Annotated in this window: 10 protein-coding genes; 3 read left to right on the top strand and 7 right to left on the bottom strand. The window is 37.9% G+C overall.

The features are described 5' to 3' along the window. The first annotated feature begins 2 nt into the window (after positions 1-2). From QRN68_RS09320 to QRN68_RS09310, 3 genes are all read left to right on the top strand, one after another. A complete protein-coding gene (locus QRN68_RS09320) occupies positions 3-1,427 on the top strand; it encodes an MBOAT family O-acyltransferase (RefSeq protein WP_285396552.1) in 1,425 nt (474 codons plus the stop codon). Between the two features lie 10 nt (positions 1,428-1,437). After that, entirely contained in the window at positions 1,438-2,619 is a 1,182-nt protein-coding gene (locus QRN68_RS09315) for an alginate O-acetyltransferase AlgX-related protein (RefSeq protein WP_285396551.1), read from the top strand. A 66-nt stretch (positions 2,620-2,685) separates the two neighbouring features. Further along, on the top strand, positions 2,686-2,985 hold the full coding sequence (locus QRN68_RS09310) for a hypothetical protein (protein ID WP_285396550.1): 300 nt from the start codon (positions 2,686-2,688) through the stop codon (positions 2,983-2,985). Between the two features lie 407 nt (positions 2,986-3,392). Here the strand turns inward: QRN68_RS09310 and QRN68_RS09305 are convergent, their stop codons facing one another. The 7 genes from QRN68_RS09305 to QRN68_RS09275 all read right to left on the bottom strand — a co-directional run bounded on the left by QRN68_RS09305 (position 3,393) and on the right by QRN68_RS09275 (position 15,792). Beyond that, positions 3,393-4,397, bottom strand: a complete 1,005-nt coding sequence (locus QRN68_RS09305) for an acyltransferase family protein (RefSeq protein ID WP_285396549.1) — start codon at positions 4,395-4,397, stop codon at positions 3,393-3,395. A gap of 376 nt (positions 4,398-4,773) precedes the next feature. Next, positions 4,774-9,255, bottom strand: coding sequence for an endonuclease (locus QRN68_RS09300; RefSeq protein WP_285396548.1), 4,482 nt, complete (start codon positions 9,253-9,255; stop codon positions 4,774-4,776). 824 nt (positions 9,256-10,079) lie between these two features. Further along, positions 10,080-11,738, bottom strand: a complete 1,659-nt coding sequence (locus QRN68_RS09295) for a phospho-sugar mutase (RefSeq protein WP_285396547.1) — start codon at positions 11,736-11,738, stop codon at positions 10,080-10,082. A 38-nt stretch (positions 11,739-11,776) separates the two neighbouring features. Next, positions 11,777-13,063, bottom strand: a complete 1,287-nt coding sequence (locus tag QRN68_RS09290) for a glucose-6-phosphate isomerase (RefSeq protein WP_285396546.1) — start codon at positions 13,061-13,063, stop codon at positions 11,777-11,779. Between the two features lie 406 nt (positions 13,064-13,469). Next, entirely contained in the window at positions 13,470-14,354 is an 885-nt protein-coding gene (gene galU / locus QRN68_RS09285; protein ID WP_285396545.1) for a UTP--glucose-1-phosphate uridylyltransferase GalU, read from the bottom strand. Between the two features lie 23 nt (positions 14,355-14,377). Then, positions 14,378-14,941 (bottom strand): sugar transferase, encoded by a 564-nt coding sequence (locus tag QRN68_RS09280; protein WP_285396544.1) that lies wholly within the window; start codon positions 14,939-14,941, stop codon positions 14,378-14,380. After that, on the bottom strand, positions 14,941-15,792 hold the full coding sequence (locus QRN68_RS09275; RefSeq protein WP_285396543.1) for an NAD-dependent epimerase/dehydratase family protein: 852 nt from the start codon (positions 15,790-15,792) through the stop codon (positions 14,941-14,943). The genes QRN68_RS09280 and QRN68_RS09275 overlap by 1 nt, the downstream gene beginning before the upstream one ends. Between the last annotated feature and the right edge of the window lie 6 nt (positions 15,793-15,798).

Genomic DNA, 15,798 nt, shown 5'->3' with positions numbered 1-15,798 from the left:
GAATGGTTTTTAGTAGCCTTATATTTTTATATGTCTTTTTGCCATTAGTGCTCGTTGTGTACTTCATCTCTCCGAAGATGTTTCGCAACACAATTTTACTATTGGCTAGTCTGTTCTTTTATGCATGGGGCGAACCGAAGTATGTACTTTTAATGATGATTTCCATTTTGCTCAACTATATTTTGGGGATCGTTATTGAAAATACAGTTGATCAGTCCAATCGAAAAGCGCTACTTTGGCTTGTTATTATGAGTAACCTAGCCATCTTAGGCTATTACAAATATGCTGGCTTTTTTGTGGATATTATTAACAACTATTTGGATAAGCCCATTGAATGGGAGGCTGTTCCGCTTCCAATCGGTATTTCATTCTATACGTTCCAGGCACTTAGCTATGTTATCGATGTTTATCGAAAAGATGTAAAGGCACAGCGTAATTTTTTAGATCTATCACTTTTCATTACACTGTTTCCACAGCTTGTGGCAGGACCGATTGTTCGTTATCAAACGGTAGCTGAGCAAATTAAAAAGCGTCTTTCTACAGCTGAGGATTGGATGATTGGTACGCGTCGCTTTGTTCAAGGGTTAGCTAAAAAAGTACTGATTGCGAATCCGATGGGTGAAGTCGCCGATCATGTCTTTAGTTTATCCGGTGGAGATTTAACGACAGGTACTGCTTGGATAGGTATCTTAGCATACTCGTTACAAATCTACTTTGACTTCTCAGGTTATAGTGATATGGCCATTGGTTTAGCACGAATTTTTGGTTTTCATTTTGAAGAGAACTTTAACTATCCATACATTGCACAGTCCGTCACAGACTTTTGGCGTCGCTGGCATATTTCGCTTAGCAGCTGGTTCAGAGACTATGTCTACTTCCCACTTGGAGGTAGTCGTGTTAGCCACGAATGGAAGCTCTATCGAAATTTATTAATTGTGTGGACGCTAACGGGCTTTTGGCACGGGGCAAGCTGGACATTTATGGCTTGGGGTTTTTATTACGGTATATTAATTTGCCTCGAGAAATGGGTACTTTTAAAATGGTTGGAGCGTATTCCTCGTTTCTTACGCCATGTTTATATTCTTATTATCGTTCTGATAGGTTGGGTATTCTTTAGAGCGAATGACTTTACATATGCTTTTGATTTTATCAAAACGATGTTCGGCCTATCCGATGCTCCACTTTATAATTATGAAACGATTTTACTGGCGAAGGACTATGCTGTGTATTTTGTAGTAGCAATCATATTCGCTATGCCAATTTATAGACTTTATCACACTTGGAGCGAGCAAAAAGCGACGGCTTCCCTATCATTTGATTGGAGTCTACGTCTTGTACAAACAATTTATTATGGGGCATTGTTGCTCTTTATCACGATGTTTTTAGTAAACGCAACACATAATCCATTCATTTACTTTAGATTCTAGGTGGGACAACATGCGAAAAATACAAATGTATCTATTACCAATAACCTTTTTTTGCATCATTTTCGGTGGCTTCGTCGTGCATGTGTTAACGGTGGATCGTCCGCAATCTGAAATGGAGAACCGTCCGTTAGAATCTGCAAACATTTCACCAAGCCCACAGGAGATCTTATCTGGGGCATGGTCAAAACAAGTAGAAACATATATTTCCGATCAATTCCCTGCACGTGATACATGGATGCGCAACTACGTTTACTTCCAACGTGCAATGGGGAAAACCTACTTAAACGATAAGTACGCAGTTGATGATGACAGCGGCTGGATTATTTCAAAACCCGCTGAAGCAAAATCTGATGAAGAGCTTGCCTCCTTCGCTTCCGATTTACAAAAACTAAGCGAAGGGCTTGCTGAAGAAAATATCCCGTTTACGTTTTACTCACTACCAGCTAAGGCAACTTACTCACGTGAGCCAAGTCCAAGCTATATGCCTGATGATGCAGGAATTGCCAATAATGCGCGCCTACATGAGCTTGTTACTGATGCAGATGTAGACAATATCCGTCTCTATGATGAAATGAAGAACGACTTTTCTGCTGAACGGAACTTCTACAAAACCGATCATCACTGGACAATGCGTGGCGCATACTCAGGCTACGAGGCACTAATGAAAACGATAAGCGAACGACTCGGTGAAACAATTGAGCCAATTCCATACGAGGAAGCCAATACTTATTGCTTACCAAACAAGTTTGCTGGCTCATGGAATAAAATCTTGTACATGACCGTCGATAACCAAGATCAAATTTGCTACAACGAGCCCGCTTCGTTCTCAACGCAATTTACAATCTATGACGGCACAATTGAAGATGGCGTCACGGTTCCATACGAGGCAGTATACGGTCGTGCCAAACAAATGAGTCCTGACAAAGTCGTAAACTATGCTGATGCTTACAGCCGAGACTTTGCAGAGCTCACGATTGTTAACAATGACTATGACAGCGATAAACATATCGTCGTCATCAAAGATTCATATTTTAATGCCATTCAATTTCATGTAGCAAGTCACTTTAAAAAGATGACGATTTTAGACTTACGCTATTTGGATAAAGATCTTATTCCTTATTTACAAAGCATGCACCCAGACTACGTCGTGCTTGCTTACAATGACCGTAATTTAAAATTGATGCCAGAGTGATGAGAGCTTTTAGTGTAGATATCATTTTTTAGCGGTGGTGTTTCAACCTTTAGCGGCGGGATTCGCTTGGTTGGCGGCGGAGATCTCACTTTTAGCGGCGGAATTGACTATGTTAGCGGCGATATTTCGACTTTTAGCGGCGCAAACGACTACTTTACCGGCGGAATTCGCTTCTTTAGCGGCGCAACTTTCACTTTTAACGGCGGAATCCGCTTCTTTACTGGCGCAATTCCACTTTTACCGGCGGAATCGGCTACTTTACCGGCGCAACTTTCACTTTTAACGGCGGAATCGGCTACTTTAGCGGCGCAATTTCCACTTTTAACGGCGGAATCCGCTTCTTTACTGGCGCAATTCCACTTTTAACGGCGGAATCCGCTTCTTTAGCGGCGCAATTTCCACTTTTAACGGCGGAATCCGCTTCTTTAGCGGCGCAATTCCACTTTTACCGGCGGAATCCGCTTCTTTACTGGCGCAATTTCCACTTTTACCGGCGGAATCCGCTTCTTTACCAGCGTAATTCCACTTTTACCGGCGGAATCCGCTTCTTTACCAGCGCAATTTCCACTTTTACCGGCGGAATCCGCTTCTTTACCGGCGCAATTCCACTTTTACCGGCGGAACTGACTACTTTACCGGCGCAATTTCCACTTTTACCGGCGGAATCGGCTACTTTAGCGGCGCAATTCCACTTTTACCGGCGGAACCAACTATTTTTCCGGCGCACCCAAAAAAAGCAGTGATTTCTATAATAATAGAAATCACTGCTTTTACTATGTAGTACGCTTTTTTATTTTTCCAACTATCCATTGACTATATGGAAGTAAAGAAATCAATTTCGTCAACGTAATACAAACAACTAACGTCCACAGCATCAGCAAAGGTACTCGGACTAGTGTACGATCAAAGTGCTCTATAAACCAATCTGTCGATAGACGCAGAACCTCCCAATGAATGAGGTAGATCATAAATGAATATTGACTTAGCACTCGAACTGTTTTCGTATAAGGTATTGACTGTCCCCAGGCAATTACTAGTAATGCAGTACTTATAACAAGCGGCATTAAGTCAAGGCGTCTCGAATGTGTCTCTGTATAACCGAGCAGCATACGGATGTATAAAAAGGCAACAGATAGCACGAAGAATACAATCGTTGTGTAACGATACTTTTTCGCAAGCGCAGCAATCTGTGTATAATACACCCCCATCGCATACGCAATGGCAAAATACCCAAGCCAACCGGTAAAGAGTAAACGAAACATTGACTCATTCTCTTCAAAAATCGGATATGGCAATAAAATCACTGAATGATGGACAAGCGTAATCAACATACATAATGGTAAAAACCAAGCCATAGACCACTTAAAACGTTTCATCAACACAAAAACTACATATAGCTGTATAATGACCAAAACAAACCAGCCTACAAATTCACTGTAGACGATATTGCGGACAAATTTTTCCCAAAATAAGCCCTTGCTATAAATTAACTCCACAAGTAAAGCATCAATCATAGCCCATATTAAATAAGGTGAAAAAATATATTGAATTCGATTCGACCAAAAGTTACTCGGTATTTTATCCTGATAACGATTCGCCAAAATTAATATAGACAATAAAATAAACGTCGGTGTCGCATAACACAGCGCAATACGTAAAAACAGATAAAATGTCTGCTCTGGTATCGCACCAACTTCCATAATAATCCACGAAGAAGTGTGTAATAGTAAAATAGATAAACACGCCACCACACGTAGTAAATCCCACTCTTTAATCACAAAACATTCTCCTAAATATAGTTATCTCTCATTTAAGCATGTCATAATTTATCGAATAATGCAAAGGCAAGGCTCATCACCATAACGTGTGGTTGATTTCCATTCCGACTGGGGGCGTCCGATGAGCCGTTAATCTCCAAGGAGTCGACCAGTTCCAGGCCAATCAACTTACAAATGTCATCCACAACTTTTAGTGATGAGTCAATGGCAATACTAGCAATCTAATTATCTATGCTATAGGGGAAAGATAGATACATTTAAATAGAAGAGAGATAAAATAAATGGAAATTATTTCAAACCCTGAGTTGAAACGAGCACAATAAACGTCAAACGCCCACTTCAGGTTAAGAACTGAAGTGGGCGTTTTCTTTTTAATTTACCATATCTTTTCTACCCATTCAGGATGGTCGATAAATGGGTTGCGATTACCTTGGATTTCGTAGATTCTCTCATTTCTTTGTTTTTCATATTCGTCTACAGGATCTTGCTCGTGCCATTGTAAAAGAACAGAAAGTTTGCCGTGATAAGGGGCTGTTCCATTATTGACTTTGTCATTTAATTCTAGGTCGACCTTATCTCCATCCTCATAACGAGTTGCCATATAAAATAGAATCCGTGCGACATCACCTTTTACGCGATTAGGTGGTTCGAATGAATCTGAATCTTTAAGGCAACCGTTGCAGCCTGCTACTGGACTGCCGCCATTGTCGAAATCTAAATTTCCTCTTGAGCTATTTACTTGTACATCGGTTGCACGTAAGTGATGGATATCTGTTCCTGGTCCATTGCTTGTTCCAAAGTTACCATGTGATTTCGCCCATGTATGCTCTCGGTTCCAGTTTCCTACATTGCCGCCGCTATTTGCTTTTGAACTTGATCTTCCTGAGTAAAATAAGATTACATTATTTGGATTATTAGGGTCTTCATCTGTATACTTTAATGCATTCCAAACTTCATCATAAGAAAGTACCTTTTGTTCAGAAATGATATCGTGAAGCGCCTTTTTTAGTGCTTCCCCCTCTTTGTTATATGCACCTGTATAATAATCATTAGCAACAACTTTGACACTGAAATTTGTTGTAACACTTTTTTTACCATCAGATGCTGTAACGCCTACAATATGGCTACCCTCTTCTAAATTAAGAGTTAGTACCTTGCCATTTACAGTTCCTTTTGTAGCTGTAAATGAAAGCTTGTCACCATCAGGGTCTGAGAAATGCTCTGTTAAATCAATGTTAATTGCCTCACCGACAGCTACAGTTTTGTTTGCTATAGGTTTTTTAATTATAGGTGCATTATTTTCAGCAGGCAAAGAAGGATCCGTAATAGGATCCCCCTTTGAATTTGTAAATTTAATTTGCTCAGGAGCTGCACCTTTTTTATATATTATCGATTGTATATCTAAATTTTCAGCGCCTCTTATTTCACTGACATTTGGACCTTCAATTGTGAGTGTTTTCACGCTATTGCCTTTAAGGTCGACAATCATCCCTGCTTTCACTGGACTAAGGGTAACATCAGTCGTCTTAAAGCCTTCTCCGTGTAGTTCTGCATATCTACCTTTAAGGAATACACCTTTTGGAATAACAGATTGAGCATCTAAATGCACTGCCACGCTTGGTTTATTGATTGTTAATTTATTTGTTTTGTAGTTCTTAAAGTCATATACTATGTCAGGCTGAATCGGTTCAACACTTGAACCTTTCTTAACATCCATTTGAACCATTACAGGATCGTGGTCACTTGCACGACCAGCCATGTCTGTAAAATCAGCATTGATATGAAGAATATCAACAACTGTTTTGTCCGCTAGATTATTCGATACTAAAATATGATCTAATACTTGTGAATTCCCTTGAAATACGTATGTGTAACGATCAGACTCTTCCACTTTATTAATCATATTAGTCATTACTTGACCTTCATGAATTTTTAAAGCATCCGCAAATTGATAGTCGTTAAAATCGCCTAAAGAAACAATGTTTGCATCTGGATTTTTTGATTTAATATCACTAACAAAATTATTAACAATTTGTGCAATTTTTTTACGTTGCTCTTCACTTCCATATACGGGTGGTTGCTTAGAACCAAATAATGGCGTATCTCCATTTTTAGAATTCCAATGATTTGCGATCACTACTACATCTTCACCTTGGAATTCAAATTGTGCCGCTAAAGGTTTACGACTGCTAGTAAACGCTTCGTTTGTTGGATCAATACGACCAGGGTTCAGTGTTAATTTCCCATCTTTATAACCTACAGCTGTTGTAGCATCTCCTGCTGGAATACCTTCCTTCAACTTCACTCGCTCGGGATTATAAAGGAAGCCAACACGAATATTCGCATCTGGTGCTCCACCGTCTTGATTGTTGATAGGATCAATATTAACGTATTTATATTCAACACCACTTGCAGCTTTGATCGCGTCAATTAGTCTTTGATAACTTTGATCTGCTTTTGAATCACCAGGAGAAGCGCCGTTATTATCTTGCACCTCTGTTACCCCAACAATGTCTGGGCTTCCCATGTCAATGCCAATTGCTCGTGCTAGCTTTTTCGCTTTCTCATCAGTAGTAGAACTTTTGTTATTAGAGAAGTTTTCTAAATTGTAAGAGGCAATTGTTAGCTTATCATCGGCTTTCACAATTTTTGTTTTCTCAGGTGATGCAGTACCCTTTTGATGGGCAGCTTTCATTTCATCTAAAGGAACATAGATTTTAAAATTTTGATAGGAATAGCCTACGATTCCCGTAATAGGTCCTTTAAATTTATCACCCGTAGCAACTTCAAAATCACGTGCATCTGTATTCGGTTCTAATCGGAATTGAATTCTGTTCGGATTTGCATTTCCTTTCTCGTACAATACGCCACCGTGAATGGTATTTGTTGGTGCACTATCAAGTACTGTCACCAGATCTCCATGCTCCTGTGGTGCTACCGCTTTTACGTCCTCTACTTCCACCCGCATACCTTCAATGCTTTCCCAGAAATCTATAGCATCAATGGTTGGATTAAATGTTTGAAGCTGATCACTGTCAATGCTGCTTAAGGACATTTTTAATTTATCAAGTTTAATTGGTTTCGGTAGCGCAACACTATTTTTAACTACTTCTACTTTTCCGCCTTGATCGTTACGTACATTGATTTGCGTTGTTTTCAAATCTGTTTGCTGTCTGTCATTATAACCATCATAGGCAAATTCATTTACTTGCCCTTTAACAGATACTAAGTCCCCAACTTGAACTGGCCAAGGGTTTTTACCACTGTATAATAAAATCCCTTCAGAAGTATTCGGATTATTATCAGCTAAATCATCAGGTGTTTGAATGTTATAATACCAATTGTTATTTAATGAGAATGAATACGTTACAATTCCTTCAATGCCCTCAACCGTTTTACCATTGAATGGAGAATTATGATCGGCTCCTTGGATATCATGTATTTGTAATTTATCGGCAATGACATAATTAAACGTAGTTACTTCACTAATCGTACCATTTTTATCTTTAACAATTGCCTTTAAAGTAGTATTTTTATTGATTTCTATTGGCGTCTCATATTTATGACTTTTATCAGTTGGCTCAGTGCCATCTAATGTGTAATAAATTTCTGCATCTGCAGTCGGTGTTGTCAACGTAACTGCTGTTTTCCCAGCAAACGTTCCACTTCCAGGAGATGCGATAGCAGGTTTTAACGCTGAGCTATCTACAACTATATCTGCTTTTGAGCGTGGGATCACTTGATAGTCTTTATCATACTGTTGGACAATACCAGTGATAGATTCATAGGATGTACCGGCAGTTAATCCAAGTGAATTTGTTTCATCACGTACGAGGAAATTCGTTCCGTCATTTGCAGTATAGTTCGTCCATCCAGTCCCTTGCTGAGCATCTGTAAGCGTAACATTTTTTACTGTTACTAATTGTGACTCGTTATCTTCCGTTACTTGAGCACCAGTTACTACCTTTGGAGATGGTGCGCCCGCATTTTCAACTTTTTCAACGATTGTAGCCCCATCTAATTGTAATAATCCGTGATAGTCAACTAATTTACCTTTTAAAGTAACCTCATCCCCGACAGCCAAAGGGAGACTAGTAGGTCGCACAGCAATACCACCCGTATTATCTTGGACGGAGAACGTATTTTTCAAGCCTGCTGCTACTGTACCTTTAATAGTTACAGTTTCACCCACACCTTTAGTTCTAGCATCTCCAATTGAGAGGATTGCCGGTGTTCCCGGGTCAACAGGATCAACAGGTTCACCTGAATTGTCCATTACGTGTTGCCCTAAATTAGAAAAATCATCCGTTGAAGAAGAATTCCATTCCAAAGCCGAGTTAAATGGATCATTAATATTTGTATCACCCGACAAGACTGAATTCTTTCTTACTAAAGTAACATCTTTAGCAAAATCTGCTGAAGGACCAACTTGTCCAATGGAATCAACTATTTCACCCGATTTCCTTAATACGATAGGATCATTTCCATTGAAATTAATAAAAGTCGAGTTTTCTAGATTTCCTTTTACTTTAATGTTTGGATCTGCATCTTTATGATATAAAACATACGTAGCTCCGTTTTCTAAAGTACCTGTCAGACTCACTTTATTTTTCGCGGTAGCTTCTCCGTTCGTATGAAGCTCTAAAGTATAATTACTTAAATCAACCGCGGTACCTGTACCATTATATATTTCAATTGCTTTATTAAAAGAACTACCTTCAATATACTCTGAAATGATTAAATCCTGTGCTAATGCTTCGGCCTTAACTGTAAGTGGTGCTGCTGGTGCAACAACACTTGCAACTAAGGTTGTTGCTAAAAATGCATTTATCGGCTTTTTCCAATTCTTCTTCGACATCCAGTCAATTCCCCTTTCAAATTTAGAAAAGATAGTTTTTTTTAATAAAATGCCCCCTCCCTACTAAGAGAAGGCTATACAAAAGACTATAGAATTGTTTCTCCTTTTACTGTGATTCCTTCAATATTAAATTTTTCAGTATTTGGTTTTGACCGATTGATCTTTCTCAATGTAGTTTTTGAAAGTAACACTACCTGGTATTGAAATATAAAGTTCCAGAGAAGACATCGCCAGCATCCAAAAGTAGTGAGTTAGTTTTTTTCTAACCCCCTTAACTTATGTTACCTTTTTAGCAATTTCTTAGCAATATTATTTAAAATCGCATGTGTGGATGCATTTCCGACAAAGCAAACTTGTCCTCGCCATTCCTACCTTAACCCGTATCTCTCTATCTATGCTTTCGGTTTGGGCCTACACCAAACAGGCGACTTTTATCGCATATGACCCGACATCAATAGCTGAAATATCAAAAATCTATTTCCCCACTACATATATATGTAAACATATTATTGTTAATACTCTATTTTAATAGTATCTATATTGTGTAAATTAATTGTAATTTCAGTAATCTGGATACTATTATAGGAAATGAAATAGAATTTAAATAATTCATAATAATAATATTCATCTACTAAATAGAAACAAATGAAAATGAAAAAGTAAAACAACTAGCAGTCATCTAAGAAAGCCAACACCGCATTATCGAACACTAACAGCCCGCTTGATCCAGAATGAAGCTGAATTAAAAAGAGCATAGTAAAAAAACGAAAACGCCCTCCAATTTTAAGAGGGCGTTTATTGTTTCGATTTATTAAACTGCTATTCTATACAAATACAGCTTGCAGTTGCTTCAATTTTTCTTTTGATTCATCTTCTGTTTCTCCAACAACACCAAAATAGAACTTACATTTCGGTTCTGTACCTGATGGTCGAATGGCTACCCAAGAATTATCCTCTAGTATATATTTCAAAACGTTTTCTTTAGGCAAAACAATGGACTCAGTAGTACCGTCAGCTAATGTTGTAAGTCCCGTTAAGTAATCCTCAAATCGTTTCACAGCTAAGCCTGCAATTGACTCAGGTACGTTTCGCCGAAGACTATCTAATATTGTTTTCATTTCATCTTGACCATTCTTGCCTTCAAATACCTGAGATACTAAGGCCTCTTTGTAATAACCATATTGTTGATACAAATTTTGTAGTCCATCTAATAATGTTTGTCCATTCTTTGCATAGAAAGCTGCCATCTCCGCTACTTTTAAGGTAACTTGTACTGCATCTTTGTCCCGGGCGAAAGTTTCAATTAAGTAGCCATAGCTTTCTTCATAGCCAAATAAATACGAAAAAGCACCCGTTTTTTCATACTCCGCAATTTTTTCAGCGATGTATTTGAAGCCCGTTAACGTATTTACTGTGGTTACCCCAAATCGCTTGGCAATCACCGCACCTAACTCTGAAGTTACAATAGTTTTCAACATTACTCCATTATCCGGCAAAGTATCCTTTGATTGTTTTGTTGATAACAAATAATGTAGCAATAATGCACCAAGCTGATTTCCCGTCAATAATTCGTAGCCCTCACCATTCTTCACGGCCACACCTAAACGGTCCGCATCTGGATCTGTTGCTAATAAAAGATCTGCGCCTACTTTTTGCCCTAGTTCCATCGCTAACGTAAAAGCAGCAGGCTCCTCTGGATTTGGGTAAGAAACCGTAGGAAAAGCTCCATCCTGTACAGCTTGTTCGTTCACAATATGTATGTGCTGAAAACCAAAAGCTTGTAGCCCTTCACTAACTGGCACTAAACCTGCACCGTGTAATGGCGTATAAACAAGCTTCATATTTAGAGCAACATCATCATTGTCCTTTAATGTTAAAAGATGCTCTAAATAGGCGGCATCCATATCATTTCCAAGCCATGACAAGATTCCTTGCTGTTCCAGTTGCTCAAGTTCACATACCTTAATAGAAAATATATCCTCAATATTCCCCATATGTTCCACGATGTCATTGGCAAATTGAGGTGTTAATTGTGCACCGTCCTCACCATACACCTTAAAGCCATTATACTGTTTAGGATTATGACTTGCCGTTATGACAACACCTGCATAGGCATGTAATTGACGGACCGTAAATGATAACTGCGGTGTTGGCCGTGCTTCCTTATAAACATATGAACGAATACCATGTGCTCCTAATACACTTGCAGTTTCATAGGCAAATTCATAAGAGAAATAACGAGTATCATAAGCAATGACAACCCCACGCTCTTTAGCGGCATCACCATTTGATTCGATATAACGAGCAAGTCCTTCTGCGACACGACGAATGGTATAAATATTCATACGGTTTGTTCCAGCACCTAAAACACCACGCATTCCACCAGTACCAAAGGATACGTATTGATAAAAGCGATCTTCTATTAAACTACTATCCTCAGCAATAGATACAAGCTCCTCTGCTAAATAATTTGGAAGATTCATCTCTTTCCACCGATTATATAATTCACGAACATTAACCATTAATTCGACACCTTCTCTTCTTTCAACAACTCTAACATTTTACGTTTATACGCTTCTACTCCAGGCTGATCAAATGGATTAACCTCTAATAAGCACGCACTCATTGCACAAGCTTTCATAAAGAAATAAATCAAATAGCCTAGGTGATACGCATCAAGCTTCGGTAATTCAAGCTGAATAATAGGCACCTTTCCCTCTGCATGCGCAAGTGCTGTTCCCTGTTTGGAAATAGCATTAATCTCATTAAAGGTACGAGTCGATAAATAATTTAACCCATCTTCATTTCGAATATCAAAAGGTACGGCTAAATCTCCCTCAATTTCATGGAAATGTAACAATGTCTCAAACATTACACGGCTGCCCTCTTGAATAAATTGCCCAATCGCATGTAGATCTGTTGAGAAATTCACCGTTGAAGGATAGAGTCCCTTACGCTCCTTCCCTTCACTTTCACCAAATAACTGCTTCCACCATTCATGGAATTTATTCAAACCTGGCTCAAAGGAAGCAAGCAACTCAATCGTAAAACCTTTCTCATAAAGCATATGGCGCATGACCGCATATTTGTATGCATCGTTATGTGCTAAATCTGATTCCGCTAGCTCCGTAGCTGCATGGCGTGCACCGTCCATTAAAGTACGAATATCAACCCCCGCTACTGCAACAGGCAATAAGCCTACAGGCGTCAACACGGAATAACGTCCACCAATATCATTTGGAATCACGAATTTGCGATAGCCAGCTTTATCGGCAATCCCCTTCAATACCCCTTTTTCAGCATCTGTAGTCACAATAATGCGCTCAATGGCCTTATCACCGTAACGTTCTTCCATATATAAACGCATTACGCGAAACGCCAACGCAGGCTCCATCGTACCACCTGACTTTGAAATCACATTGACATACACTTGCTTTGTATCTAAATACTCGAGTAGTTCTTTAATGTATGCACCGCTCATATTAAGACCAACATAAACAACCTCGATGCCACCTTTGGCTAGACCAAAATAAGGCATTAACGCTTCTTGAATTGCTCTTGCCCCTAAAAATGATCCACCAACCCCGACAACAACAAGCACATCCGCACAAGCACGTACCTCACTTGCTACTCGTTCAATAGAAGTAATCAGTGCTTCTTGATCTTGCAAAGGAGAATCCATCCATCCTGTTAATGGATATTGTGGTAAAGCATCATGAATCCTCTTTACGCGATCTTTATACCGTAATATATCACTACCATCTAGTGAACAATTCAGCAATGTTGTTTTAACAATTTCTGTTAGCACTATAGAATCCTCACTTCTTAAGGTAAAATTTGATATGTATATTATGACATATAGTAATTAGAATGAACAATTTCAATAATTAATGAACGGAAAAAGTTCTTATTTCAACTTAGATATTTTTTTCTTATAACATTATTTGATTGACTTTGATCGACATTAAAATAAAAAGTATGTCCCAATTTGAGACATACCTTCTAATTTAAATTTTTATGTTAAAACGCCAGGCACTTTGAATATTAAGGACATGAGTAACTCCATCGTATAAAATCGCTTTGTACAAAAAAAGTTTGTCTATCTACAATCTAACGATGCAAGGTAGTACTATAATTATTTGATACAACAATTTCTTGAGTTTCTTTACTAATTCTCTGACAAACGATATCAATAAAGCCAACAAAAACTAAAATCATTCAGTTTTGCCACTCAATTGTTTAGCTTTTTGTAAAATTAACGCTTTAACACTTTCGCTTAAATCGTCACGTTCTAAAGCAAAATCAATTGTCGTTTCGATGAAACCTAATTGTTCACCTACATCATAACGACGACCTTCAAATACATATGCAAAAACCTGTTGAATACCATTTAAAGACTCAATAGCATCGGTTAACTGAATTTCGCCACCTTTACCTTTCTTCTTCTCATCTAAGAAATGGAAAATTTCAGGTGTTAATACATAACGTCCAATAATAGCGTAATTTGAAGGTGCGTCCTCTAGGGTTGGCTTTTCAATAAATTGTGTAACTTGTATTAAACGACTGTCAGTATTGACAGGATCAATAATACCATAACGATGGACATCCCTATCTGGCACTTCTTGAACACCAATCACACTTGAAGAAGTTTTTTCATATTGATCCATTAATTGCTTTAGGCAAGGTTCATTACTTTTAACAACATCATCGCCAAGTAGCACTGCAAACGGCTCTTCACCAATAAATTTACGAGCACACCAAATTGCATGACCTAGTCCAAGCGGCTCCTTTTGACGGATGTAATGGATTTCCACCTCAGCAGATTTCTGAACCTTTTCAAGCATATCAAATTTACCTGTTTCTATTAGGTTCGTCTCAAGTTCAAATGAATTATCGAAATGATCCTCAATTGCACGTTTACCTTTGCCTGTAACTATAATGATATCTTCAATTCCGGAAGCAATGGCTTCTTCTACTATATATTGAATTGTCGGCTTATCTACAATTGGTAGCATCTCTTTGGGCATCGCTTTTGTTGCTGGAAGGAAACGAGTGCCAAGCCCTGCTGCTGGTATAATAGCTTTTCGGATTTTTTTCATAATTTAAGTTTGACCTCTTATCTCTATTTCATCTTAACTCCTTCAGTTTTTAATACACTGAAAAATGTCATCCAGATTATTTTTATGTCTAGCACGATACTCTTATTATCAACATAGTATTTATCGTAATCAACCTTTTCCTTATCAGAAATAAAATCGCGTCCCATCACCTGTGCATAGCCCGTTAACCCCGGCCTAACAGAGTTAACATTCACACTGTTACGCATTTCAATTAACTCGTATTGATTATATAAGGCCGGTCGTGGTCCAACTATTGACATATCCCCTTTAATAATATTAAAAAGTTGTGGAAGCTCATCTATGCTAGTTTTTCTAATAAATTTTCCAACAGGTGTAATATAACTTGTAGGATCACCAAGAGCCTCTGTTGAAACATTTGGGGTTTCTGTATACATTGACCGAAACTTATAAATTTCAAAATGGATGCCATTTTTACCAACACGTTGTTGTTTAAATAATATCGGGCCTTTTGAAGTTACTTTAATTACAATGCTGACAATAACCATAGGGACGGTAAATATAATAATCGCTATAAAACTTAAAATAATATCCAATAATCGTTTCATTATTCCCTCTCAGTTATGGAAATTGCTTGCTCAAAATCAAACTTTTGATAGGAATTATCTTTATATGAAGATAAATCTCTCTCATAATATAAATCTCCAAACACTTTCTTATAGATCATCTTATTCCCAATCAGCAGCTTTAGTACTCTTCCTACTAGTTTATTAAAATAAACAGACTTACCATGCACTTTCGAAATTTCTTGTACCATTGAACTTGTATTAATGTATTGTGGGTCTTGTGGGTGAAAAATGCCAGACTCTTCATATTGAATTAATTGGAATATAAACTCATTTAAATTATTTATAAAAAGCATACTCCGTTTATTCTCTACTTTTGGAAAAACAAAAGTTTTCCGACTTAACTTACTTAAAAGTGAATAATTACCTGGACACTTAGGACCATATACCATTGGCGGTCGTACAATGGCAACTTGAAAATGCCCGTCTTGTAATTCTAATATTTTCTTTTCTGCAGCTAACTTACTTTTTCCATAAAACGTTACTGGATTCGTCTTTGTTTGATGATTTATTTTTCCTTGTACATTACCATACACAGCCATTGTACTAAAGAAAATAAATTGCTTGACTCCTGCCGACTTTGCTTTCATTGCCAATTGATAGGTTAATTCAGTATTTACTTGATAGTAAAGCCCCTCACTATCAGGTGTTTCTTTTTTATGAACGAGTGCAGCTAAGTGAATTAAAACATCTACTTCATTTAAGTACAGATTTTTTATAGCATTATTTCGAATAGACTTTAGCAAAAAAGAACTATCAGCAAATTTCGAAGTCAAATAGACTTTTAAACTTTTCGCTATATAACCTGTTTCTCCTGTGATTAAAAGGTTCATACTCTC

The sequence above is a fragment of the Lysinibacillus sp. fls2-241-R2A-57 genome (assembly GCF_030209535.1).
GTDB lineage: Bacteria > Bacillota > Bacilli > Bacillales_A > Planococcaceae > Lysinibacillus.
This window is presented reverse-complemented; position numbering and strand designations above follow the sequence as displayed.